Consider the following 24,789-nt stretch of genomic DNA (forward strand, 5'->3'; position numbering starts at 1 on the left):
TTTGCTGGGGAGGGTCGGGAGTTCGCCGGGGTGGGGCTTCCGCGCTCCCTCGTTATCGAATCGAGATGTGTGGTGCCGGGTCGTTCGGCTTTAGCGCATTAGCCCAGGTGACGGGGCATTGCGGGTGGGTTTTCTCGTGGCTTGGGGGCGCGGGGGAACGGGGTTGGGAAACCCGTACGAAGGTTTTCTGGGCGCAAGTGCATTGACGGTGTAACGGCGTTACGACAACGCTGGCGTCGCCGCCCCCGCAGCGCGGTCGGCGCGTACACCCCCGTGCGCCGACCGCGCTGTACGACGTATTTCCCCTGTCCTGTGGCCAGTTGCTCCCCACCCGTCGTTTCCGTGTGTTCCTGCCGTTGTTCCTGCCGAAGGGGCCCCGCATGACGCGCAAGAAGCTGACCCGGCTCTCCCTCGCCACCGCCGTCGTGGGCGCCCTGTTATCGGCCACCGCGGCGTGCGGGATCAGCGGGACGGAGGACGCCGCCGAGAGCGGCCGGCAACCGGAGAGGACCGGCGAGGTGGCCGGGGAGATCTCCTTCCGCACGCTGCAGCTCAAGCCGATGTTCACGGCGTACGTGCGGGGCGTCATCGACGCGTTCGAGAAGAAGTACCCGAAGGTGACGGTGAAGTGGGAGGACGTGCCGGGCGAGGGCTACAACGAGAAGCTGGTCGCCGACGCGCAGGCGGGGGCGCTGCCCGACGTGGTGAACCTCAACACCGACTCGTTCCAACTGCTCGGTGACCGGGGGATGCTGGCGGACGTCGCCCGGCTCGATCCCGAGGTGGCCACGCAGTACGTGCCGGGGGCCTGGGAGCAGTACAAGCTGCCGGGTAAGGGAGACGGTGTCTACGCGTACCCCTGGTACGTCACCCCCGAGATCCTGACGTACAACACGGAGCTGTTCGCGAGGGCCGGGCTCGACCCGGACCGGCCGCCCACGACGGTGGAACGGTTCTTCGACTACGCGGAGCGGATCGCCGAGCGGTCCGGTGGCGCGTACTACGCCTTCATGGCCGACCCCAAGGGGCGGCTGCCCGGCGACTGGCAGAAGATGGGCGTCCCGCTGCTCAACGCCGAGAAGGACGCATTCACCTTCGACACCCCCAAGGCCGCCGAGTGGGTGGCGCGGATGAAGGAGCTGTACGACAAGGGCGCGATGCCCAAGGAGTCGCTGACCAAGGCCGACGATCTCGCGCAGCTCTACGGGGCGGGGAAGCTGGTGTTCGGGCCGGGTTCGCCGGGCGTCATCAAGGACGTGCGGCGCAACGCCCCGGACGCGTACCGGAAGACCCGGGTCGAGAAGGCGATCACCGGGACGCTCGGGCACATCGGGATCTACACGCAGTCGCTGGGCGTGCGGAAGGACACGAAGTTCCCGGACGCGGCAGCGGAGTTCGCGAAGTGGGTGACCAACGGGCCCAACCAGGTGGCGTTCGCCAAGCGGGTGACGATCTACCCGTCCCATGCGAAGGGGCTGCGTGACCCGTACTTCTCGGACCGGGGTGACGGCAAGGACCCGGAGACGGTGGCGCGGGCCGTGGGCGCGGAGGAGCTGAAGACCGCGCGGCTGGACGCCAACACGCCCGTGGAGTGGACCACGCAGATCGGGGACGCGGTGGTCCGGGAGGTCCAGAAGGCCATCAAGGGCGAGCAGGACGCCCGGACGGCGGTGCGCGCCGCCCAGGAGGCGGCGAACGAGATCCTGGCCCGGCAGCGGAAGCGGTGAGGGCGTCGTCATGTCGTCGTCGTTGCCTGGAAGTGCGGTGGGCGTCAGGCCGGTGACGGCCGAAGGGGACGCGTCGGGGGCGCCGGAGGACGCCGTACGGATGTCGCCGCACGTCCGTAGGAGTGGCCGGAGGACGGATCGCGAGACCGGGTTTCCGCATCGGCGCTGGTGGGCGCCGTATCTGTTCCTGCTGCCGGGTTTGGTGATGGTGGCGCTGTTCAGCCTGTGGCCGTTCGTGAACACCGTGGTGCTGTCGCTGACGGACGCCCGGATTTTGACCGGCGGCCGGTTCGTGGGGCTCGACAACTACGGGCGGGCGCTGGGCGACCCCGACTTCTGGGCGGCGGCCCGCAACAGTGTGCTGTACCTGGTGGTCGTCGTGCCGTGCCTGGTCGTGCTGCCGCTGGCGCTGGCGGTGCTCGTACAGAAGAAGATCCCCGGGATCGGGTTCTTCCGGTCCGCGTTCTACACGCCGGTGATCGCGTCGGCGGTGGTCGTGGGGCTGATCTGGCAGTGGGTGCTGCGCAGTGACGGACTGGTCAACACGGTCTTCGAGAAGCTCGGTGTGCTGTCCGGGCCGGTGCCGTTCCTGACGGACTCCACGCTGCTGCTGGTCTCCGCGATGATCGTCACCATCTGGAAGGGCCTGGGGTACTACATGGTCTTCTACCTGGCCGCCCTGGGGAACGTTCCCTCGTCGCTGTACGAGGCCGCGGCGCTGGACGGGGCGGGGGCGGTGCGGCGGTTCGTCAGCATCACCGTGCCCTCGGTGAAGCCGATGATGCTGCTGGTGGGGACGCTGTCGGCGATCTCCGCGCTGCGGGTGTTCACGGAGATCTACATCCTGGGCGGCGAGAGCGGGGGGCCGGGCGGTGGGGCGCGCACGCTGCCGTTCCTGATCCGGCAGGTGGGGCTCGGGTTCGCGGGGGAGACCGGGTATGCCGCCGCGGTGTCGCTGCTGCTGTTCCTGCTGACGCTGGTGTTCAGCCTGGTGGGGCATCGGCTGACGAGGGGGGATGAGCGGTGAGCGGGACCGGCTTGCGTGCCTCCGCGTCCGTTCGCCGAGCGAAGGACGGATGGGGGCGCGGGCGGGGGCGCGGGCGGGTGGTCGCCGGGCTGGCCGGGCGGTACCTGACGTTGTGCCTGGTGCTGGTGGTGATGCTCGGGCCGATCGTGTGGCAGTTCCTGACGTCGATCAAGGGGCGCGGCGAGAACGTCTACGCGGGCCTGCTGCCGTCCGCGCCGACGCTGGACAACTTCGCGCGGGTCGCCGAGTCCTTCCCGCTGCTCCAGTACGTCGGGAACACGCTGGTCGTGGCGGTGCTGGCGGTCGGCTCGAACTGCGTGTTCGCGGCGATGGGCGGGTACGCGCTGTCGCGGGCGGGGTGGCCGGGGCGCCGGGTGGTGTTCACGGTCCTGGTGGCGACGCTGATGTTCCCGTTCGAATCCGTGATGATCTCGATGTTCCTCACGGTGCGGTCGATGGGGCTGGTGGACACGCTCGTCGGCGTGTGGCTGCCGGGCGCGGTCTCCGTCCTCAACTTGATGATCATGCGGGCGGCGTTCCTGGCCGTGCCCCGGGAGATCGAGGAGGCGGCCGTCCTGGACGGCGCCAACGAGTGGCAGCGCTTCACCCGGGTGTTCGTCCCGGCGGCGCGCGGGGCGCTCGCGGTGGTCTGCCTGACGAGCTTCATGGGCGCCTGGGACGACTTCCTGTGGCCGCTGATCGTGCTCACCAACAGCGAGCACTACACCCTGCAACTCGGCCTGAAGACGCTGGCCGGCGCCACCACCGTCAACGACCAGCGGATCGTCGCGGCGGGGGCGATGGCGGCGCTGCTGCCGATGATGGCGCTGTTCTTCGCGCTTCAGCGGTTCTTCTTCAAGGGGGTGGGGGAGGGGGCGATCAAGACGTGAGGGGAGGGGAGGGGCGGTGCGCAGGGGGGCCGGTTCGCCGGGTGCGGTTCCTCATAGGAGGGCCGCCTTTTCGTCCCGTGAGGCCCGCCCTTCCGCTGCGTGCGGCCCGCGTCTTTCGCTCTGTACGACCTGCTCCTTCGCTCCACACGGCACCTCCCTTCGCTTCGTACGGCACATCCCGACGAGACCGATCAGGAGCCCGCGCCACTATGACGACGTCCTCCGGACCGCACGCCGCCTCGCCCGCCCCGCCCGCGTCCCTCACCGACCCGGACGCGGTGCCGCGGCTGGGCGCCAACTACACGCCCAGCCGCGGCTGGTTCCACCACTGGCTGGACTTCGACCTGGACGACGTGCGCCGGGACTTCGACTCGCTGGCGGAACTCGGGCTCGACCACCTGCGGGTCTTCGCCCTCTGGCCGGTCTTCCAGCCCAACCGTTCCCTCGTCCGGCCGCGTGCCGTCGAGCAACTGGGCCGGCTCGTGGACGCGGCGGCCGAGCGCGGGCTCGGCGTGGCGGTGGACGCGCTCCAAGGGCACCTGTCCAGCTTCGACTTCGTCCCGGCGTGGCTGCGGACGTGGCACCGGCGGAACCTGTTCACCGACCCGGAGGCCATCGAGGGACAGGCCCGCTACCTGGGCGAGCTGGCCGGAGCCCTCGCAGACCGGCCCAACTTCCTCGGTATGACGCTCGGCAACGAGGTGAACCAGTTCTCCGGCGCCCCGCATCCCGACCCGGACCGGTGCACCCCCAAGGAGGCCGGGGACTGGCTGACGCGGTTGCTTGAGGTGTGCGAGCGGGCCGCGCCCGGCCGGACGCACACGCACAGCGAGTACGACGCGGTGTGGTTCCGGGACGATCACCCCTTCACGCCCGCGCACGCCGCCCGCCTCGGACCCGTCACCACCATCCACGCGTGGGTCTTCAACGGCACCGCGCAGCGCCACGGCCGCACCGGCGCCGCCACCGTCCACCACGCCGAATACCTCGTCGAGCTCTCCAAGGCGTGGGCCCGCGACCCGCGCCGCCCGGTCTGGCTCCAGGAAGTCGGCGCCCCGGCCCCGCTGATCCCCGCCGAGCACGCCGCCGAGTTCACCGAGGCGACCATCGACAATGCCCTGACCTGCGAAGGGCTCACCGCGATCACGTGGTGGTGCTCGCACGATGTCTCCCGCGAGCTGGCCGACTTCCCGGAGCTGGAGTACGGGCTCGGGCTGCTCACCGCCGAGCGGGAGGTCAAGCCGGCGGGGAGGGCGATGGCGCGTGCGGCGGAGCGGCTGCGTGCCGAGCGGGCGGGGGCTCATCGAACTCGTACTGATCATGGGCGTACCGATCCGCCGCGGCCCCTCCGGCGCCGTACCGCGCTCGTTCTGGACGCGGGGGACGAGGAGACCGCGCCGCGGCGCTCGGTCTGCGCCCCGGGCGGCGCCTTCTTCGAGGCGTGGGCCCGGCTGGCGGCGGGCGGCACGCGGGCGGCGGTGGTGCTGGAGCGGTACGCGGACGACGCGGAGCACCTGGCCGGACGGGGGATCGAGGAGGTGGTGCGGCCCAGCGACGTGACGTGAGCGCCGTCGGTGAGCCCGTCCCGTCCAGTTCCCCCAACCCCTTCCGTCCCCGGCTTTCCCACCTCGTCCCAGCGATTCCCATTCCCATCCGCCGCGATCCCGCCCTTCCCGCGCCAGTCGTCCCCGTCCCCGTCCGCTCGTCCCCGCGCGTCCCAGCCTGTCCCCGCCCGTCCCCGTCCGCTCGTCCCCGCCCGTCCCCACGCGTCCCACCCTGTCCCCGCCCGTCCCCGTTCGACCGACCCCGAGGAGCCCCATGTCCCCCGCTCAGCAGCGCCCCGGCGTCTCCCGCCGGGCCGTCGTCGCCCAGGCCGCCGCCACCGCGGCCGTCCTCCCGCTGGCCTCGGCCGGGATCGCCCGCGCCGACGCGCAGGACAGCCACGACAGACAGGCGCCCGGAGAGACATCGGAGAAGGCCCCCACGCCCTCCCTCCAGCCCTACGCCTCGTACTGGTTCCCCGAGACGTTCCCCGAGGGACGCGAGCCCGATCCGGGCGCCGTATGGCGCAGCCTGAAGACCTGGCGTCCCCAGGACGACCCCGACCTCCCGTACAACACGGCCACCGTGCCGCTCGCCGCGCGCTTCACGCCCGTCCCGGCCAACGGCACCGCCCGCGCGGACCAGGCGCGGATCTCGGCGCTGGTCTCCTTCGCGGGCACCGCCGCCAACCCCTCCCAGGGCGCCCCCAAGGCGGACTACTACGCCCTCACCCAATGGGCCTACCTCGACGAACTCGTCTTCTGGGGCGGCTCCTCCGGCGAGGGCATCATCCTCGCCCCCAACGCGCCCGTCGTGGACGCGGCGCACCGCAACGGCGTCCGCGTCCTGGGGAACGTCTTCCTGCCGCCGACCGCGTACGGCGGCGATCTGAAGTGGACGCGGGAGCTGGTCCAGAAGGACGCCCGGGGCCGCTTCCCGATCGCCGACAAGATGATCCAGGTGGCCCGTACGTACGGGTTCGACGGCTGGTTCCTGAACGCGGAGACCAGCGGCGGGGACGCGGCGCTGGCGCGGCAGTTCGCGGACTTCGTGGCGGCGCTGCGGCAGGGCGCGCCGGAGCTGCGGATCACCTGGTACGACTCGATGACCGCGGACGGCTGGGTGAACTGGCAGGGCGCGCTCAACGACCGGAACGCGCTGTTCTTCCAGCGGGGCACCGAGAAGCAGGCCGACACCTTCTTCGTCGACTTCCGGTGGAGCGCGTCCCGGCTGGCGTCGTCGGCCGCCTACGCCCGGCGGCTGGGCCGTTCGCCCTACGAGCTGTGGGCGGGCCTGGACGTGGAGGCCAACGGGTGGGGCACGCGGGTCGACTGGGACGCGTTCGTGCCGGACGGCCGGGACCACGTCGTCTCGTACGGGCTGTACCGGCCCGAGTGGACGCGGCGGAACGGGGAGGCACCGGGGGCGTTCCACGCCCGCGACGACCAGTTCTGGGGCGGCGCGAACACCGATCCGGCCGCGCCCGCCGGGCCCGGCTCCTGGCGCCCGGCGGCCCGGCAGGTCGCCGACCGGTCCACCGTCACGTCCGTCCCGTTCGCCTCCGCCTTCAACACCGGTCACGGGACGGGGTGGTACGAGGACGGCGTACGGACCGGCGAGGGGGAATGGCAGCACCTGGCGCTCCAGGACCGGCTGCCGGGCCGCCGGTGGTCGGTGCGGACGGGGACGGCGGGAGCGCCGCGCCCCCGGGTCGGGTTCGACTTCGCGGACGCGTGGCGGGGCGGGAGCAGCCTGCTGGTGGAGGGGGAGATGGGGCGGGCGGCGGGTTCCGCGCAGGACGCCGCGGCCGGTCCCGTGACCCTCGACCTCTTCCAGACCCGCCTGCCGCTCGGCCCGGAGACCGTCGCCGAACTCGTCCACCGCGTGGACCCGGGCTCCCCGCCCGTCACCGTCGAACTCGCCGTCGCCCTGGCCGAACCGGCGAAGGCCAGTGCCGCGCCCGCCTACCGCCACCTCACGGCCCGCACCGTGCGGGCGGCGGACGGCTGGGCGAAGACCGTCGTGCGACTCGGCCCGCTCGCGGGTGGCGGAGGCCGGGCCGCCACCGTCCACGGGCTCGGCGTCCGGCTGGTCGCCCCGGAAGGCGGGACCGCCCGCTGGCGGCTCGGCTCGCTGGCCGTCCGCGAGGGCGCGGCCGAGGAGCAGGCGCCCGCCGCGCCGAGCACCCTGAAGGTTGCCGCCTCGCGCGTCACCGGGGACGGCGTGGCCGAGCTCCGCCTCACCTGGCAGCCCCCGGCCCGGCGGGCGGGCGCCGCCCTACGCCACTACGAGGTGCACCAGGTCCTGCCGGGCGGCGGGCGGCGTTTCCTCGGCGGTACGTGCGGCACGGCGCTGTACGTACCGGGGCTGCGCCGGACGGCCGGGGAGGCGTCCACGCGGCTGGAGGTCCGGGCCGTGGGCGAGCTCTACACGGCTTCGGTGCCGGCGGCGGCCGTGTTCGGGTGGTGATTTCCGGCAATGCACCTGTAAGCAGACGCCGCGTGTCCGGTGACGACGGTGACGGGCCCGGGCACCCGGTGGCCACCCCGTTCCCGTCCCCATTCCCGTCCCTGGCCTCGTCCCCGTCCCCGTCCCCGTCCCCGTCCTCGTCCCGGCCCCCGTCCCCGTCCCCGTCCTCGTCCCGGCCCCCGTCCCCGTCCTCGTCCCGGCCCCCGTCCCCGTCCTCGTCCCGGCCCCCGTCCCCGTCTCCGTCCCCGTCCCGACGCCGATAACCCGAGCGAGCCCCCCGCCGACTCCGACCGCCGACTCCGACCGCCGACGTCGACCGCCGGCTTCGACCGCCGACGTCGACCGCCGACTCCGACCGCCGACGTCGACCGCTGGCTTCGACCGCCGACATCGACCGCCGACTCCGACCACCCACTTCGACCACCGAGGCCCCGCCACCGAGCCACCCCCCTACACACCCCCCGGAGCAGCCCCCATGCACGACGACCGCAGCATCGTCGAACACCGCCTACGCCGCACCCTCCGCGAACGCGTCCGCCCCGCCGTCCGCGCCCGCTCCGTCCCGCTCTCCGTCGAACGCTGGGACGCGCCCGGCGAACCCGTCCCCGTCGCCGAGGGCCTGGCCGCCCCCTACCGCCCCGCCAAGCAGGACGAGGCGTGGGGACCGGCCTGGGGCACCACCTGGTTCCGGGTGACCGGGCAGGTGCCGGCCGAGTGGGCGGGCCGGACCGTCGAGGCCGTGCTCGACCTGGGGTTCGACCGCAAGATGCCCGGCTTCCAGTGCGAGGGCCTGGTCTACCGGGCGGACGGCGGCACCGTAAAGGCGCTCAAGGCGCTCAACCCGTACAACGACTGGGTGCGGATCACCGACGGCGCGCGGGGCGGCGAGGAGGTGGAACTCTTCGTCGAGGCGGCGGCCAACCCGATCATCACCGACCACGCGCCCACCTACGAGGGCGACCGGCTCACCGCGAGCGACCGCCCGCTGTACCGGCTGGAGCGCATGGACCTGGCCGTCTTCGAGACGGAGGTGTGGGAACTCGTCCAGGACCTGGAGGTGCTGGAGGCCCTGATGGCGGAGCTGGCCGTCACCGACGCCCGCCGCCACACCGTCCTGCGGGCCGTCGAGAGAGCTCTCGACGCGCTGGACGTGACGGACGTCCCCGGGACCGCCGCGCGCGCCCGCGCCTGCCTGACGGACGTGCTCGCCGCGCCCGCGCACCACTCCGCGCACCGGCTCAGCGCGGTCGGGCACGCGCACATCGACTCGGCCTGGCTGTGGCCGCTGCGCGAGACGGTGCGCAAGGTGGCGCGGACGGCGTCCAACGTGACCGGGCTGATGGACGACCACCCGGAGTTCGTCTTCGCCATGTCGCAGGCGCAGCAGCTCGCCTGGATCAAGGAGCACCGGCCCGAGGTGTACGCGCGGGTCAAGGAGAAGGTGGCGGCCGGGCAGTTCGTGCCGGTCGGCGGGATGTGGGTGGAGTCGGACACCAACATGGTCGGCGGGGAGGCGATGGCCCGGCAGTTCGTCTACGGGAAACGTTTCTTCCTGGACGAGTTCGGGATCGAGACGAAGGAGGTGTGGCTGCCGGACTCCTTCGGGTACACGGCCGCGCTGCCGCAGATCGTCCGGCTGTCGGGCTCCCGGTGGTTCCTGACGCAGAAGATCTCCTGGAGCCAGACGAACAAGTTCCCGCACCACACCTTCTGGTGGGAGGGCATCGACGGCACCCGCGTCTTCACCCACTTCCCGCCCGTGGACACCTACAACTCCGACCTCGGCGGCGCCCAGCTCGCCCACGCGGCCCGCAACTACCAGGAGAAGGGCCGCGGATCCTGCTCCCTGGTGCCCTTCGGCTGGGGCGACGGGGGCGGCGGGCCGACCCGCGAGATGCTGGCCCGCGCCGCGCGGCTGCGGGACCTGGAGGGTTCGCCGCGGGTCGCGATCGAGCGGCCGTCGGCCTTCTTCGAGAAGGCGCACGCGGAGTACGAGGACGCGCCGGTGTGGGTCGGCGAGCTCTACTTGGAGCTGCACCGCGGCACGTACACCTCGCAGGCCAAGACCAAGCAGGGCAACCGGCACAGCGAGTCGCTGCTGCGGGAGGCCGAGCTGTGGGCGGCCACCGCCGCCGTCCGCGTCCCCGGGTACGCGTATCCGTACGAAGAACTGGAGCGGCTGTGGAAAACGGTGCTGCTCCACCAGTTCCACGACATCCTCCCCGGCACGTCCATCGCCTGGGTGCACCGCGAGGCCCGCGAGACCTACGCCCGGGTGCGGACGGAACTGACGGCGATCATCGAGGCGGCGCAGCGGGCGCTGGCGGGGGAGGGGGACCGCGAGCTGGTCTTCAACGGGGCTCCGCACGCCCGGCGCGGTGTTCCGGCGGGGGGCGCGGAGGTGGTCCCGGCGCACTCGGAGAGCACTCCGGTCACGGTCACCGAGCGCCCGGCCGGCGGCTGGTCGCTGGACAACGGCCGACTGTGGGTGGAGATCGACGGCCGCGGACTGGTGGTCTCCGCGTACGACATCGAGGCGGGCCGGGAAGCCCTCGCCCCCGGCGCGGCGGGCAACCTCCTCCAGACCCACCCGGACCTGCCGAACATGTGGGACGCCTGGGACATCGACGCCTTCTACCGCCACAACGTCACCGACCTGACGGACGTGAGCGAGCTGTCCCTCACCGCGTCGGGTGGCGAGGAGGGCCAGGTGCGGGTGACCCGCTCCTTCGGCGCCTCGTCCGTCACCCAGACGCTGACGCTGCGGGCCGGGTCGAAGACCCTGGACATCGACACCGACGTGGACTGGCGGGAGTCCGAGACGTTGCTGAAGGCCGCGTTCCCGCTGGACGTGAAGGCGGAACGGTCTGCGGCCGAGACGCAGTTCGGCCACGTGTACCGCGCCACGCACACCAACACCTCGTGGGAGTCCGCCAAGTTCGAGATCTGCGCGCACCGCTGGATCCAGGTCGAGGAACCGGGCTGGGGCGTCGCGGTGGTCAACGACTCCACGTACGGGCACGACGTCACCCGCGACATCCGCCCGGACGGCGGCCAGACCACCACCGTCCGCCTCTCCCTCCTGCGCGCCCCCCGCTACCCGGACCCGGAGACCGACCAGGGCCACCACCACCTGCGCTACGCGCTCGTCCCCGGCGCGGGGGTGGGCGACGCGGTTCGCGAGGGCTACCGGATCAACCTCCCGGAACGCACGGTGCGCGGCGCGGGCGAACCGGTCGCCCCGCTGGTGACCGTCGACAACGACGCGGTGGTCGTGGCCGCCGTCAAACTCGCCGACGACCGCAGCGGCGACGTGGTCGTGCGCCTCTACGAGTCCCGGGGCGGCCGGGCGACGGCCACGCTGGGGGTCTCGTTCCCGGTGGCGACGGCGGTGGAGACGGATCTGCTGGAGCGGGGGTGGGGGGAGACCGGGGAGGAGCAGCACGGAGCGGAGGCGCCCCTCCCGCTGCCTGGTGTGTCGGGTGGGAAGGCTTACGGGCCGGCTGTTGGTGGTGTGTCGGGTGGGGAGGCTTACGGGCCGACCGTCGGTGGTGTGCCTGCTGGCGAGCCGTACGCGTCCGCTGCCGGTGGCGTGTTCGGTGGTGAGGCGTACGGGCCGCAGGAGACGGCAGGGGCGAACGGGGCCACCGGGGTGAATGCTTCGCGGCTCCGTCCTTCCGCCGCCGTGGTGTACGACGCCACGATGGGCGGACAGGTGCGACTGTCCCTTCGCCCCTTCCAAATCGTCACCGTCCGGCTCTCCGCGGCGGCCGGCGGGTAAGAGACCGGGTGCGGGCGGCGCGGCTCCCCTCCATCTCCGCGCCGCCCGCACCCTTCGGGCGCCCTTCGCGCCGCGCGCACCCTTGGGGCTACCTCCGCATCGCCCGCACTCTTGGGGCTACCTCTGCGCCGCCCGCACTCTTGGGGCTACCTCCGTGCCGCCCGCGCCCTTGGGGCTACGGGTGCGGCCTATAGGGTGCTCGGCCCCCCGTCACCAGCCCTCAGCCGTTCGACCGCCTTCACCGCCTCCCCCGCGCCGTCCTCCGCCGCCATGCGGCGGGCGGCGTCGGCGGCCCGTTCGCGCAGGCCCGGGTCCCTCACGGCCCGGCCGATCGCCTCGGCGAGGCGGGCCCCGGCGCCCGCGGAGGTCAGCTCCCGGAAGGGCAGCGGCGCGGTCGCGGCGCCCAGCGCCGCCAGCCTGCCGGCCCAGAACGGCTGATCCGCCAGAACCGGCACCGGGACGGCGGGCACCCCCGCCCGCAGCCCCGCCGCCGCGGTGCCCGCCCCGGCGTGGTGCACCACCGCGGCCATCCGGGGAAAGAGCAGGGCGTGCGGCACCTCGCCGATCGTCAGGATGTCGTCCCCGGCGTCCGGCCCGGCCAGCCCCGCCCAGCCGGATTGCAGCACCCCGCGCACCCCGGCCCGCCGCAGCGCCCGCACCACCACCTCGGCCACCTGCTCCCCGCGCCCGGCCGCCATGCTGCCGAAGCCGACGAAGACGGGCGGCGGTCCGGCGGCCAGGAAGTCCTCCACCTCGGGCGGCAGCCGGTCCTCCGATGCCACGTACGGCCACCAGTTGCCGACCACCTCCAGCCCCGGCCGCCAGTCGGCGGGCCGCGGCAGCACCGCCCGGCTGAACCCGTGCAGCACCGGCCACCGGGCCGCCTCCTGGCGCGCCCGCACCGCCCGCGACGTGGCGGCCGGCAACCCCAACTCGTCCCGCAACCGGCGCACCGCCCCCGCATACAGGCGATCCACCACGCGCAGCGACAGGCGGCCCGCGACCCGGTTGCCCCAGCGGCCCAGCGAGCGGGCCCCGCCGACGACGGGGGCGAAGTCCCCGGTGGGCGCGGTCGGCTGGAGGTACGTCCCCAGGCTGGGGACGCCCAGCGCCTCGGCGACGTGCCACCCGAGCGGGGCGGTGGTGGCGGACAGCAGCAACAGGTCAGCGCCCGGCGAGGCGGCCTCGGCGATCCCGAGGCCCAGCTCCTGGACGAAGGCGGCGGCGCGGCGCATAAGGGCGCGTTGGCTGTCCAGGGCGGTGCCGCCTTTGGACGACGCGGACGATGCGGACGACGCGGACGATGCGGGGCCGGACGAGCGCGATGCGGGCGCCCCGGTCGCCTCCGGCCCACCCGGGTCGGTCGCCCCCGCCCGCGGATCGGCCGGCAGCCTCCGGAACTCCAACCCGGCGCCCTCCACCAACCCGGCGAAGGAATCATGCGTGGCCAGCGCCACCGTGTACCCGGCCTCGCGCAGCCGCGCGCCGAGCCCGGTGAAGGGGGCCACGTCCCCGTACGAACCCGCCGCCGCGATCAGGATCGTCGTCGTCATCAGGATCAGGACTCCGTACGAGGCTGGGCGGACCGGCACGACTGGGATGGCGGGGACGGCTGGGACGGCCGGTCCGCGTGGCGGACGGCGTTGGCGTGCACCGCCGTCCGCAGGTAGGGGGCCAGGCCCGGCCGCTGCTCCGAGGGCGGGACCACCAGGGCGAAGGCGCGCGGGTCGGTCGCGAAGTCGTCGGCGATCCGGCCGTGCATGTCGGTGGGGCAGGGCGCGAACCAGCGGGTGATGTGCCGCCGGTGCTCCTCGGCCAGGTCCATGGCCCGGTCGCCGTCGGCCGGCGCGCCCTCGTCGAAAGCGGTGGTCAGCCGGTGCCGCCACGCGGCGGCCTCCGCCATGATCCGCGCCCAGTCCTCCTTGGTGTGCGCGGCGGCGCGCGCCATGGCCTGCTGGTGGCCCCCGCTGTCCTGCCATTTCAGGTGGGCGGCGGTGGCGTAACTGAGGTCGAAGGTCACCTCGCCGAAGACCTCGAACCGTTCCTCGGGGGTCAGTTCCACCCCGGTCCGCTGCACCTCCATGGCCCGCTCGGCCACTTTCACCAGCCGGTGCAGCTTGTCGATCTGCTCCTTCAGGAGACGGTGCCGGGCCCGCAACTGGTCCAGGGCGTTGGCCTGCGGGTCCTCCAGGATGGCGGCGATCTCCTCCAGCGAGAAACCCAGCTCACGGTAGAAGAGGATCTGCTGAAGGCGCGCGAGGTCGGCGTCGCCGTAGAGGCGGTAACCGGCCGCGCTGCGGGCGCTCGGCGAGAGCAGCCCGGTCTTGTCGTAGTGGTGCAGCGTCCGCACCGTGACCCCCGCGAAGCCGGAAACCTGCCCGACCGAGTACTCCATGGAACCGCCAACCGCCTCTCACCGTGCCGACGCCGACCGCGCGGCCTCCCACTGAACGGGCCGCGCGCCCCCGTACGCCCTCGTCCGCGTACGGGGAAAGGCTGAGGCCTGACGTGGGGTGAGGGTCAACCGGGGGCCGCGCGCACGAAAGGGACGGGCGCCTACACACGAGGAGAAGACGGGCGCCCGCACACGCAAAAGGGGCAGGCCGCGAAGGCCTGCCCCTCCTCACGTCCCCGGTTCAGCTCCCGGGTACTTCTCCTCCAGCACCGCGTTCACCAGCGCCCGCACGTCCTCCCGGTCCAGGCCCTGCGCGCGTGCACGGTCCATCCAGCCGCGCAGGTCCTCGCGCAGGGGACCGTCCGCAGCGGACTCGGGCCGGGCCAGCGACCGGCTCACGAAGGTGCCCAGGCCCGGGCGGGGCTCGACCAGCCCCTCGCGCTCCAGCTCCCGGTATGCCTTGAGCGTGGTGTTCGGGTTGACCTTCGTGGTGGCGGCGACCTGCGCGGCCGTGGGCAGCCGGTCGCCCTCCACGAGGATCCCGAGCCGCAGTGCCTGCTGTACCTGCTGGACGATCTGCAGGTAGGTGGCGACGCCGCTGCGCCGATCGATGCGGAACTCGACCACGCTCACCACCTTTCCGCCGGAGCCGTTCCCGGAGCCGTCCCTGTGGGCGTCCCCGTGGCCGTCCCTGTGGCGCGGCCTGTCGGCTCGATGATCGGGCCACCGGTACGGGGTGTCAAAGCACCTTTCATGCCGGAAGCTCCCCTTCCGCACGGACTCCCGTACGGGAACCCGTCCTTTGCGCTCAGAGGGGCCGCCGGCGGGTGCGCCACACGATGAGGCCGATCAGCACCGCCGTGGCCGCGAGCATGAACCCCGCGCCGATCCACTGCATCCCCGCCATCTGGTCGAAGGAGAGGTAGTCCACGACACGGTTGACGATGCCCTTCTGGGCGTAGCAGGCGTCCGGGTTGGTCTCGTTCACGCAGGTGCCGATGCCGAAGAGACGGCCGTCGGCGGTGGCGACCCACTGGTCCATCTGGACATCGGTCGCGGGCATGTCGGGGAAGTCGCCGTTGAGCGGGTAGGACAGGTGGCGCAGGGGCGCCAGCGACTTCTGGATCATGCTCCACGCCATGCTGACGATGTTCGCGGCGACGAAGGTGATGGCCATCGCGGGCAGCGTCCGCCGCAGCACCACACCGCTGCCGATACCGAGAACGGTCAGCAGCAGGCTCAGCGCGACCGGCATCGGTCCCGTCGCGTCGAAAAGGTCGCTCTCCAGCCAGTTCCCGTTGCTCACCAGGGCGCGGGCGGGCATCCACAGCCACGTGAACGTGACGCTCAGCAGCGTGGTGCACGCCAGCAGCACCAGCAGCGGCAGCCCCAGCTTGACGGCGATCCAGCGGCCCCGGTCGGCGGACTGCGTGGTGGCGAGCTTGACCGTCCCGTGCTCCTGCTCGTGCGCGATCAGCGGGGCACCGAGGAAGACGGCGGCGACGAACGGGAAGTAGGTCAACAGGGTGGTGGCACCACGGAAGAACGGCGCGTACTCCTCGTCGAACTTCGTGAGCACGTCGGAACCCGGCCTGGACGACCTTCCGACCTGGTGCGTGTCCAGGAAGTCCATGAGTCCGAACCGCTGGTACACGAAGTACGCGCAGGCCACGACCGTGACCACGATGGCGGTCCACAGGGCGGCCCGGTGCCGCCGCCAGACCAGCCAGGTCATGCCGTGCAGCACCCCGCGCCGGGTGCCCGATGCCGATGCGCCGGAGCCCGGCGCCGTACGAGTGGGTGTCAGGGCGCTCACGCCGCCACCTCCCGGGAGTCGTCCGAGCCGTCCGAGCCGTCCATCCGCGCCTCGTCCGCGATCAGCGGCGGCGCCTGCGGGGAACGGAGGTAGGCCAGCAGCACTTCCTCCAGGGTCGGCTCGTGCGTCTCCCAGTCGGCGGGCAGCCCGCCCCCGCCCCGGACCAGTGCGGTGAACTGCCGCCCGGTCACGCGGGACTCGACGACGGTGTGCGCGCGGGTCAGGCCCTCGGGGACTCCTGCCCCCACCGCCACGCCGGTGACCAGCGTGTGCGCGGGCACCAGCGCGTCGGTCGGCCCGGCCATCCGCACCTGCCCCTCGGCCAGGACGACCAGGTAGTCACACATCTCCTCCATCTCGGAGAGCATGTGGGACGACATCAGGACGGTCGTGCCGTGCTCGGCGGCCTCCGCCATCAGCAGCCCGGACAGTTCGTGCCGGGCCAGCGGGTCCAGGTCGGCCATCGGCTCGTCCAGCAGCAGCAGGTCCGGCCGCTTGCCGAAGGCGAGCGCGAAGGCGACGCGGGTGCGCTGGCCGCCGGAGAGGGTGCCGATCCGGGCCGTCATCGGGACGTTCCCGGCCCGCACGATGCGTTCGGCCGCCGCCTGGTCCCAGCGGGGGTTGAGCTCGCGGCCCATCCGCAGCGTCTCCGCCACGGTGAACCGCGTGTACAGGGGTTTGTCCTGCGCGAGGAAGGCGATGTGCTGGAGCACGGCCGGGTCGGTGACGGGCACGCCGAAGATCCGCAGCGTTCCGGCCGACGGCTCCACGAGGCGGGTGGCCGTCCCCAGAAACGTGCTCTTGCCCGCGCCGTTCGGCCCCACCAGGGCACAGATGCGACCGGCCGGCAGCCGGAAGGAACAGTCCCGCAGGGCCCAGCCGCGGCGGTACCGCTTCCCCAGGCCGGATGCCTCGATGGCCCATGAGCTCGGGTGGGTCATCGGTCACCACCCCCCTTTCACTACTTCCACTAGTTCATTAGTGGAATGAGTATGGGGAGCGTTCCGGATCACTGTCAAACGGCCGGGGGAGGCGGCCGGGGCGGTCGGGACGGCCGTACGGACGGCGAGCACCGGCCGTACGCACGACAACGGCCGGCCTCCACGCGGGAGACCGGCCGGGACAGGAACGTGTACGGGGGCGCGGGACCTCAGACCAGCGACTTCGCCATGCAATGACTCGTCTCGTACTCCCGGTACAGGCCGAACTTCTCCACCGGCACGTATCCGGACGAGGTGTAGAGCGCGATGGCTTCGGGCTGCTTGGTGCCGGTCTCCAGCACCATCCGCGTCCGGCCCGCGGCCCGCGCGTCCGCCTCCAGCTCGGCGAGTATCCGCCGGGCCAGCCCGCGTCCGCGCGCCTGGGCCACCACGAACATCCGCTTTATCTCAGCGTCGCCGTCCGCGTACCCCTCGTCGTTCTTCTCCTGGCTGCGCCAGCCGCCGGTGGCGAGGGGGCGGCCGTCCTCGTACGCGATCAGGTAGCGGCCGTGGGGCGGTGCGAACATCTGCGGGTCGAGCGGTGTCAGGTCGCCCTCGCCGTAGCGGCGTGCGTACTCCTGCTGCACCAGTGCGTCGAGGGCGACCGCGTCTGGGTCGTCGTAGCGGGCGGAACGGATCTCCATCCGGGGAATCGTACGGGTGAGCGGATGGGGGAGGGGCGGGAAGGAGAGGGTGTGGTTCGCCACAGGGAGGGGTGCGGTTCGCCACATGGAAGGGCGTGGTTTGCCGTGGCGCGGCCCGCTCGGCAAGGGATTTCCGGCCGATCGCCGGGTACGTAAATGCGCAGGCCCGACAATCATAAGTCACACCATCGGGCGCCGCGTTTGCCAATTCCGGGCACATGGAAAGAAATAAATCGATTCCTTCAATTGGTGTATCGTTTTTCTCTCCTGGTACGCCGTTTCGACGGATGATCCTTACGGGTGTTCATCCTTATTCTTATTGCTCTATCGAATTCCTCTTCCTAACGTCGTGAGTGAGCCCCGGCAGGGGAGTTCACGTGATTCCGAGGAGGAACACATGAAGGCGGTACGTATCGCCATGGCCGTTTCGGTCGCGGCCATGACGCTGCTCATTCCATCGGCGACGGCCAGCGCGGACGACGGGGACACCGGCGCCTCCGGCGCGCTGTGTCCGAAGAACACGGTCTGCTTCTGGCAGGAGTCCGACCCGTCGGGGCCGCCGGACTACAAGTACTACAACCCCCAGAACCACACCTGCGACAACGTCCCCGGCGGATACGCCCGCGTCGTCCAGAACAACACGCCCAAGTCCTGGACCTTCTACAACGAGCCCAACTGCAACGGCAACGGCCAGGTCCTCGACCCGGGACACAAGGAAAACCTGGGGACGGTGAATTCCTGGAAGTAATCCCGGCGGACTTCCCGGTTTGAGCCCACTTCGGCCGCGACCCTTTCCAAGAAGGGTCGCGGCCGAAGTGCGTCCGCGAACGGCGCAACGACTGGCCAAAGGACGGGCGAATAGCCCCCGGGCGTCCGCGTCACGTAGGCTTCCCTGTCGCCGCTGTGATTGGGGAGTTCGTTTTGCTGACCGTGACGACCGTGAACGTGAATGGGCTGCGGGCCGCGGCCAAGAAGGGCTTCCTGCCCTGGCTGGCGGCGACCGGCGCCGACGTCGTCTGCCTCCAGGAAGTACGGGCCGAACCCGAGCAGCTCTCCGAAGAGGTCCGCGCCCCCGCCGGCTGGCACACCGTCCACGCCCCGGCCGCCGCCAAGGGCCGCGCGGGCGTCGCCCTCTACACGCGGCGCGAGCCGGAGCGCGTCCAGGTCGGCTTCGGCTGCGCGGAATTCGAGGACTCCGGCCGCTACGTCGAGATCGACCTGCCGGGCGTCACCGTCGCCAGCCTCTACCTGCCCTCCGGCGAGGTCGGCACCGAGCGCCAGGACGAGAAGGAACGCTTCATGGCCGCCTTCCTCCCGTACCTGATCGAACTCCGCGACCGGGCCGCCGCCTCCGGCCGCGAGGTCCTGGTGTGCGGCGACTGGAACATCGCCCACCAGGAAGCCGACCTCAAGAACTGGAAGGCCAACCAGAAGAAGGCCGGCTTCCTCCCCGAGGAACGCGCCTGGCTGACCCGCGTCTACGACGAGGCCCGTTACGTAGACGTGGTCCGCGCTCTGCACCCGGACGTCGCGGGCCCGTACTCCTGGTGGTCCTACCGCGGCAAGGCCTTCGACACCGACGCCGGCTGGCGCATCGACCTCGCCGTCGCGACCGAGGGCCTGGCCCGCCGCGCGGTGAAGGCCGAGGTGGAGCGCGCCGCCTCGTACGACCAGCGGTGGAGCGATCACGCGCCGGTCACGGTGACGTTCGAGCGGTGAGGGCGGGGGCGGCGGTCACCGGATGGCGCGAGCCCGAGCGTCAGCCATGCGAGCCGTCGGATGCCGACGGTGTGCCGTCCGTCAGCCACGGCCACGACGTCGGGGGCGGGCCGAAGGCGCGGCGGCCGGCCCTCACCGTCAGAGTGGCCATGGCGGCGTTGGCGCCACCACCGATCACGGCGCCGATACCGAACGGCGCCACTCGACCAAGAACGATGATTCCCTGCTTGGTGCCGTATTTCACGACGAAGTTCTTCCCCAAGACCTTGTTGATCTGACGCAACGTCTCGACAGGCACTTTGGCGACGATCTGCCGCCCCCAGTGCTGCCCCGTACGCTCGGCGATCTTGGTGATGGTGGTGGAGCCGGACCCGCCGAGCATGATGCCCATCACGATCGTTCGGCGGCGCTCGACCTCGGCGAGGGAGACGCCGTGGACGTCGGCGACCGAGAGCGCGAAGAGGGTGGTCAGCTCAAGGGACGAGAGAGTCTCGCCCGCCGACAGCGCCAGTGCGACTCCCGTCCCCACGCCCGGCGCGGCTGCGGCTCCTCCCACTGCGGCACCCGACCCGGCCAAGGCGCTGACATACATCCGCTCCAGATTGCGGATCACCTGCGCCGGTGACGCCTCCGGGTTCCGCTGGCGGGCCCGGGCGATGTTCTTGCGCACCAGTGGGCTCTGGACATTGATCGCCTTGTCCAGGAGAGCGAGGACACGCCCCCCGTGCCCGGCTTCTTCCGGCTCCGCTCCGTCGTGGGCACCTATAGCCATGCTGCGCACTCCTTAGGTCGTCACATCCGAGCGGAGTCTTTCACTGGATCAGCCGAGCGGATCTTGCGGGGGATGGATCAGGGCGCCGGCAGCAAGTGGGAGGGCGGCAGGGGTGGTTGGCGCGTCACTCGCGGCGCCGACCTCCGCGGGGAGCGGGACGCCGCCGAGCGGCTGATCAACAAGCTGAAGGTTGACGGAGCATCGCCGCTCGCTATGACAAGAGCCCTGCAGGCTGCCTCGCCGGGCCACCCAGTAGGAAGATGCGCTCGCGGTGGGGCTGCACCCGGCGTACCGTTTGGTGAGCAAACAGGGCGGTAATCGTCCTAGGGCTGGATGAAACTGCACCTAGCCGGTGAGGTAGCCATGCTTCTCAGGTTCCGCGTCACGAACCACAAGTCCATCCGTGACACCACAGAACTCGTGTTCACCAAGTCAAGCTTCGAGGGAGTGCGCCCCAAGGATGGCGACTGGGGCTCGGTCACCAACCGAGTCGTCGGCGTTTTCGGGCCCAACGCGTCAGGGAAGACGACGCTTCTGGACGCAGTTGATTTCGCCGTAAAGGCCATCAGTAATTCCGCCAGGTGGAGTGAGCGGGAATCCTTCCCCTACGCGCCCTTCCTGCTCGACAAGGACTCCAGGGGGGAAACTTCCGCATACGAGTTCGACTTTACCGTCGAGGGGACGCGTCACGTATACGGATTCGAAAGCGACTCCCACGGGATCGCCTCCGAGTGGCTCCACTCGTTTCCTGAAGGGCGCCGTCGTCTCCTCTTCGAGAGGAACGGCCCGGAAGCGGAGGATGTGACGTTCAGCAGGAGCCTCAAGGGGGAAAACGTGCGAATCTCCCGCCTGATGGGGCGCTATAACTTGTATCTCTCCACGGCAAGCATGGCCAACCACGCCTACTTGCGGAGGATTCACCATTACCTGACCAGGCACTTGCCATACGCCGCATTCTCCGAGTACTACAAGCAGAGCCGAATCATGTCGGTCAAGAGATGGATAGAGGACAAGGGGGCTCTGCAGCAAGCGCAAAGTCTGCTGCGATTCGCTGATCTGGGGATCTGCCGTCTCTCGTTGGAGGAAGTCGAAATCGACGAGAAGACGCAGTCAAGCATGCGCAGGACCATGAGAGCTCTTCTGGACGATGAGGATGACGAAGAGAAGTTCTTCGCCAACTTCCTCGAAGAGCAGAGGAAGGTAATCAACTTCTGGCATCACGGGGCATCCCCCGAAGATTCTCACAATCTCGGATTGAGTGACGAGAGCAGCGGCACGGTCGCCTGGCTTTCCCTAGCTTTGCCTGCCCTGCGAGAGATCAAGTATGGCGGCGTACTGCTCGTGGACGAGCTCGATTCCAGCCTGCACCCCAGGCTCGCATCGGCACTCATCGCCATGTTCAAGTCCCCGGACATCAACCCGCTGGGGGCCCAGCTCGTGTTCACCTCACACGACACTTCCCTGATGAGCCACCTGTCGGGTGATGGCCTGGACAGGGAGGAGATGTGGTTCGCCGAGAAGTCTCCCGAGGGGGTCACTGAGATTTATCCCCTGACGGACTTCCCCGTCAAAAAGGACCACAACGTGGAACGCCGGTATCTCGGCGGGAGGTATGGGGCAGTCCCCACTCTCGCTTGGGAGGAATTGCTTGCGTCTCTACAGGTAGAGGATCAAGCGTGAGTCGGCGACAGTTACGTGGCGCGCAGAAGATTTCGAAATCGAAGGGCAAGAGGTCCGAGCATGTAAAGATCCTCATTGCCGCCGAAGGCGTTAACACGGAGCCGCAGTATTTCGAAAAATTCTCCGCGCTGATAAGAGCCAAGGCCGTTCGAGTGGTCAGCGTCAAGCCGGTCGGTGTCGGCCGAGATCCCTTGAGCGTGGTGAGCGAGGCCAAACGGCTCCGCAACCTCGAAAACAAACACGGTGACCCCTTTGATGCCGTCTGGTGCGTAGTCGATGTGGATGAGCACGCCAACCTGGAGAGAACGTGCGTTGAAGCCCGGCGTTCGAGTATCGAGATGGCCGTCAGTTCGCCGTGCTTCGAAATTTGGCTACTCTGGCATTTCGAGAACCGTGCCGCATGGATTGACGCCGCCACGCTTTCCAGGATTCTACGTAAGCAAGGATTCTCTGGGAAGAGCATTCCGGATGGGTTCCCATACAACAAGTACCAGGAAGCCATGGCTCGCGCCTTCAAGTGTGAACCTGTCAAAGCCCAGCATGCGCCACCAAATCCGCATAGCTCAGTCACTGAGCTGATCTCGGCGTTACTCAAAGCGTATGGCCGCCAGGCGTGACGGTGTCGTATCCGTCAGGAGAGCGCGGCTGAGGCCTCTCGGTTACTGCCAAAGCCTCCCTCGTCGCAGGATCGGCCCGCCGGCAACGGGTATTGGGCGCGCAGCGACGTGTAGCAGGGCGGCGGGCTGCTCGTCCTCGGTCCGGCAGAAAGGCCGCGAGGTCCCGACCGGGGAACGGCCGGCACCGGCACTATGGAAGTGGCCACGCACCGCCCCGGCGTCGCGTGGCCGTGGTTCCCGGAAGGTGAAGTGACGTTCACTGGAGGTAGGTGCGAAATGGTCAGGACCACCCCTGATGGCGCGGTATGGCGCAAGAGCAGCTACAGCGGGGCAGGGGGCGACTGTGTCGAGGTCGCTGACGATCTTTTCGGAGGAATTTGGGTGCGCGACAGCAAGGGCCCGGATGGCAACGTGCTGGCTTTCAGTTCTGGCGACTGGCACTTCTTCCTTCGCCATGTGAAGGACGGCGCCCCCTGCTGAGGGGGAAGGCCGCGTGAAGACGAGGGTGGTGTGCCGCGTCTGAGCCACCGTTATGCGCAGTTGACTGCGTTGACTGCGTTGACTGCGTTGGCTCGAAGGTCGGCGGGAGTTGTCGTGATCCACGGCCTCCTTCCCGCGAAAGATGGCGGCACATGGGTTGGTGATGGCCGACGCGTCCAAAACCCCGTCCTACTGCGTGCGGGGCCCGGATGCGCCGGCCATCGGTATCGGCATGCTGACGTTCACCCGCCGCACTGGCAGCGTGTGGGGCGCGTCCTTCAGCAGCGGTTTACGTACAGCACGCGGGCCGGATGCACGCGCCAGGACGGGGCCGCCATGAAGAGGAGGAGCAGGGCCGGTCCGCCGGTTGCGAATCGCTCCGAGCGGACCGCACGAACCTGGTGCCAGTGACCGTGTACGCGTACCCGGTCACCGCACACCACGTAGAGGGCGAACAGCAGCTCGTCACCTGCCACTTCGGCCACCGGGTACCGATGGCGCGGACAGCTCCGCCCAGACCTGCTTGCCGATTCCGCGTCGGTCGCAGACTGCCCACCGGTCGGCGAGGACGCTGACGAGGAGGAGGCCGCGCCCGCTCTCGCGGGTGGGGTCTTCAGGGAGCAACTGCGGGCGTTCGTACGCCGCGTCGTGGACCTCGATGCGTACGCCGCAGTCGGTGCGTACGTAGCGGGTTTCGATTTCTCGGCCCGGGGCCGTGCGTGCGTGGCAGATGGCGTTGGTGAGGAGTTCGGAGACCACGAGGAGGGCGTCGTCCTCGATCCGCCCCAGGCCCCATTCGGCGAGGGCCTTGCTCAGCTCCGCGCGCGCCTTGCGGACGCAGCCGGGGTGGCGGTTCCAGCGCAGCACGACCGGGCTGTTGTGATCGAGCGGTGGGGTCATCAGGCGGCCACCCTCATGCCGTGGATCACGCGCGGCCCCACGTCGATGCCCCAGGTGGCGAGCCAGAGTGCCTGTCGCCGTCGGCGTTGCAGGCGGCGTTTCCTGGTGGAAGTGGTAGGGGTCATTGCTCGCTGCGGCTGGTCGGTTTGTGGGTGGAGCACCGGCGTCTCGCACCGGTGCAGGCTGGGCGGCGAAGAAAGCAATCGCAGCACCAGAACGAGGATTCGATGGATAGTCTTTGGCACGTTGACGCTCCTGGACAGCGTTGACCATGCCCCCGGGCCGGTCGCACGGTCGCGGGGGTCTTTCGTTTATTGGACTCCGGCCACTAATCACTGGCGTGCGTAACGGAATTGGCACGCACGGTGACCGCGTCAGCTACAGTCCTCCCTGTCAGAGCTGCCCGCAAGCTACTCGATGGAAATTCCTCCATGATCTTTTTTGAGCGCCGGAGTTTCCTGGTGGCCTGGTTCAAAGGGGGTACGTATGGTCGATTCAAGGCCAACTGTTCGGCGTCGCCGACTGGCGACGATACTGATCAAGTACCGAGAAGAAGCAGGAAAGTCGATCGATGATGCCGCCGCGCGGATCGGGTGTCATCGGACAAAAATCAACCGCATCGAAAACGCGAGGCTTGGCATTTCGGTTGGCGAATTGCGGGACCTGATGGGCTTCTATGGCGTCGGAGACGCCGAACTCGTCGAAGAGATGATTTCTTTGGCGCGCCAAGGAAGGGCCCCGGGGTGGGTGCGGCGGGCCAGCAAGGCGCGCCCCTCGTACTCCGACCTCATTGGGTACGAGGAGACGACCAACTACATCCGGTCGTACGAACAGACGCTGATCACCGGGCTGTTGCAAACGCCGGAGTATGCACGAGCGGTGATCAACGCGGCTCAGGCGGCATTGGAGGATGATGAGGTCGAAGCGCTGGTCACGGCGCGCATGGAGCGGCAGAAATTCCTGGGTGGTCACAAGTCCCCCCGGCTCCACGTGATCCAAGGGGAGGCGGCCCTACGCCTTCAGGTGGGCGGTCCCGAGGTCATGGGGCAGCAGCTCGACCATCTGGCCTTCATTGCACTGCGGCCATGGATCGATCTCCAGATCATCCCCGACCGGGCGGGTGCGCACGCTGGCCTCTACGGCTCGTTCGTGATCTATGGGTTTCCGCACCCCGCGTTCTCGGATGTCGTCTGCGTGGAGCACCGAACGGGCACGCTATACATGGAGACACCAGAGGAGATCGAGGAGTATACGTTGGTCTTCGATTCGCTCCGGTCCATCGCCCTGAGCCCAAGCGACAGTTTGGATCTGGTCGCTGAGATCCGCAAAGGTCTGTAACGAGCATCGGAG

21 protein-coding genes are annotated in these 24,789 nt (G+C 70.1%); 12 read left to right on the top strand and 9 right to left on the bottom strand.

The window, feature by feature from the left end:
• Positions 1–380: 380 nt before the first annotated feature.
• The 6 genes from ABZX96_RS00760 (at position 381) to ABZX96_RS00785 (ending at position 11,436) form a co-directional block, all read left to right on the top strand.
• Positions 381–1,727 carry a sugar ABC transporter substrate-binding protein gene (locus ABZX96_RS00760; RefSeq protein ID WP_355535514.1) on the top strand — a complete coding sequence of 449 codons (1,347 nt, stop codon included), beginning with the start codon at positions 381–383 and terminating at the stop codon, positions 1,725–1,727.
• A gap of 100 nt (positions 1,728–1,827) precedes the next feature.
• Entirely contained in the window at positions 1,828–2,754 is a 927-nt protein-coding gene (locus ABZX96_RS00765; RefSeq protein ID WP_355535878.1) for a sugar ABC transporter permease, read from the top strand.
• 77 nt (positions 2,755–2,831) lie between these two features.
• Positions 2,832–3,644 carry a carbohydrate ABC transporter permease gene (locus tag ABZX96_RS00770; RefSeq protein WP_355535517.1) on the top strand — a complete coding sequence of 271 codons (813 nt, stop codon included), beginning with the start codon at positions 2,832–2,834 and terminating at the stop codon, positions 3,642–3,644.
• 209 nt (positions 3,645–3,853) lie between these two features.
• Positions 3,854–5,209, top strand: a complete 1,356-nt coding sequence (locus ABZX96_RS00775; RefSeq protein WP_355535520.1) for a glycosyl hydrolase — start codon at positions 3,854–3,856, stop codon at positions 5,207–5,209.
• A 253-nt stretch (positions 5,210–5,462) separates the two neighbouring features.
• A complete protein-coding gene (locus tag ABZX96_RS00780) occupies positions 5,463–7,655 on the top strand; it encodes an endo-beta-N-acetylglucosaminidase (RefSeq protein WP_355535523.1) in 2,193 nt (730 codons plus the stop codon).
• Positions 7,656–8,130: 475 nt separating this feature from the next.
• On the top strand, positions 8,131–11,436 hold the full coding sequence (locus ABZX96_RS00785; protein WP_355535526.1) for a glycoside hydrolase family 38 C-terminal domain-containing protein: 3,306 nt from the start codon (positions 8,131–8,133) through the stop codon (positions 11,434–11,436).
• Positions 11,437–11,624: 188 nt separating this feature from the next.
• On the opposite strand, the gene ABZX96_RS00790 is transcribed toward ABZX96_RS00785, so the two are convergent.
• From ABZX96_RS00790 to ABZX96_RS00815, 6 genes are all read right to left on the bottom strand, one after another.
• Positions 11,625–12,989 carry a glycosyltransferase gene (locus ABZX96_RS00790; RefSeq protein WP_355535529.1) on the bottom strand — a complete coding sequence of 455 codons (1,365 nt, stop codon included), beginning with the start codon at positions 12,987–12,989 and terminating at the stop codon, positions 11,625–11,627.
• 5 nt (positions 12,990–12,994) lie between these two features.
• Positions 12,995–13,831 carry a MerR family transcriptional regulator gene (locus tag ABZX96_RS00795; protein ID WP_355535532.1) on the bottom strand — a complete coding sequence of 279 codons (837 nt, stop codon included), beginning with the start codon at positions 13,829–13,831 and terminating at the stop codon, positions 12,995–12,997.
• A gap of 228 nt (positions 13,832–14,059) precedes the next feature.
• On the bottom strand, positions 14,060–14,467 hold the full coding sequence (locus ABZX96_RS00800; RefSeq protein WP_355535535.1) for a GntR family transcriptional regulator: 408 nt from the start codon (positions 14,465–14,467) through the stop codon (positions 14,060–14,062).
• Between the two features lie 172 nt (positions 14,468–14,639).
• Positions 14,640–15,647 (bottom strand): ABC transporter permease subunit, encoded by a 1,008-nt coding sequence (locus ABZX96_RS00805; protein ID WP_355535538.1) that lies wholly within the window; start codon positions 15,645–15,647, stop codon positions 14,640–14,642.
• Entirely contained in the window at positions 15,644–16,588 is a 945-nt protein-coding gene (locus ABZX96_RS00810; protein ID WP_355535541.1) for an ABC transporter ATP-binding protein, read from the bottom strand. The genes ABZX96_RS00805 and ABZX96_RS00810 overlap by 4 nt, the downstream gene beginning before the upstream one ends.
• Before the next feature lie 209 nt (positions 16,589–16,797).
• Positions 16,798–17,271: a GNAT family N-acetyltransferase gene (locus ABZX96_RS00815; RefSeq protein ID WP_355535544.1), complete on the bottom strand. Its 474-nt coding sequence runs from the start codon at positions 17,269–17,271 to the stop codon at positions 16,798–16,800.
• 397 nt (positions 17,272–17,668) lie between these two features.
• Here ABZX96_RS00815 and ABZX96_RS00820 point away from each other — a divergent pair, with 397 nt between their 5' ends.
• Both ABZX96_RS00820 and ABZX96_RS00825 read left to right on the top strand, forming a co-directional pair.
• Positions 17,669–18,019 carry a peptidase inhibitor family I36 protein gene (locus ABZX96_RS00820; RefSeq protein ID WP_355535547.1) on the top strand — a complete coding sequence of 117 codons (351 nt, stop codon included), beginning with the start codon at positions 17,669–17,671 and terminating at the stop codon, positions 18,017–18,019.
• Positions 18,020–18,192: 173 nt separating this feature from the next.
• Positions 18,193–18,990, top strand: a complete 798-nt coding sequence (locus ABZX96_RS00825; RefSeq protein WP_355535550.1) for an exodeoxyribonuclease III — start codon at positions 18,193–18,195, stop codon at positions 18,988–18,990.
• Between the two features lie 40 nt (positions 18,991–19,030).
• On the opposite strand, the gene ABZX96_RS00830 is transcribed toward ABZX96_RS00825, so the two are convergent.
• Positions 19,031–19,762 carry a hypothetical protein gene (locus ABZX96_RS00830; protein ID WP_355535553.1) on the bottom strand — a complete coding sequence of 244 codons (732 nt, stop codon included), beginning with the start codon at positions 19,760–19,762 and terminating at the stop codon, positions 19,031–19,033.
• 333 nt (positions 19,763–20,095) lie between these two features.
• Between ABZX96_RS00830 and ABZX96_RS00835 the strand changes: the two genes are divergently transcribed.
• From ABZX96_RS00835 to ABZX96_RS00845, 3 genes are all read left to right on the top strand, one after another.
• Entirely contained in the window at positions 20,096–21,442 is a 1,347-nt protein-coding gene (locus ABZX96_RS00835) for an ATP-binding protein (protein ID WP_355535556.1), read from the top strand.
• Positions 21,439–22,059, top strand: a complete 621-nt coding sequence (locus ABZX96_RS00840) for an RloB family protein (protein ID WP_355535559.1) — start codon at positions 21,439–21,441, stop codon at positions 22,057–22,059. Before ABZX96_RS00835 ends, ABZX96_RS00840 begins: the two co-directional genes overlap by 4 nt.
• 276 nt (positions 22,060–22,335) lie before the next feature.
• Positions 22,336–22,539 carry a DUF397 domain-containing protein gene (locus tag ABZX96_RS00845; protein WP_355535562.1) on the top strand — a complete coding sequence of 68 codons (204 nt, stop codon included), beginning with the start codon at positions 22,336–22,338 and terminating at the stop codon, positions 22,537–22,539.
• Between the two features lie 278 nt (positions 22,540–22,817).
• Here the strand turns inward: ABZX96_RS00845 and ABZX96_RS00850 are convergent, their stop codons facing one another.
• Positions 22,818–23,015, bottom strand: coding sequence for a hypothetical protein (locus ABZX96_RS00850; protein ID WP_355535565.1), 198 nt, complete (start codon positions 23,013–23,015; stop codon positions 22,818–22,820).
• Positions 23,005–23,439: an ATP-binding protein gene (locus ABZX96_RS00855; protein ID WP_355535568.1), complete on the bottom strand. Its 435-nt coding sequence runs from the start codon at positions 23,437–23,439 to the stop codon at positions 23,005–23,007. The genes ABZX96_RS00850 and ABZX96_RS00855 overlap by 11 nt, the downstream gene beginning before the upstream one ends.
• A 486-nt stretch (positions 23,440–23,925) precedes the next feature.
• On the opposite strand from ABZX96_RS00855, the gene ABZX96_RS00860 reads away from it, so the two are divergent.
• Positions 23,926–24,777: a helix-turn-helix transcriptional regulator gene (locus tag ABZX96_RS00860; RefSeq protein WP_355535571.1), complete on the top strand. Its 852-nt coding sequence runs from the start codon at positions 23,926–23,928 to the stop codon at positions 24,775–24,777.
• Positions 24,778–24,789: the final 12 nt, after the last annotated feature.

It is taken from the genome of Streptomyces sp. NPDC003077 (genome assembly GCF_040611095.1).
Taxonomy (GTDB): domain Bacteria; phylum Actinomycetota; class Actinomycetes; order Streptomycetales; family Streptomycetaceae; genus Streptomyces.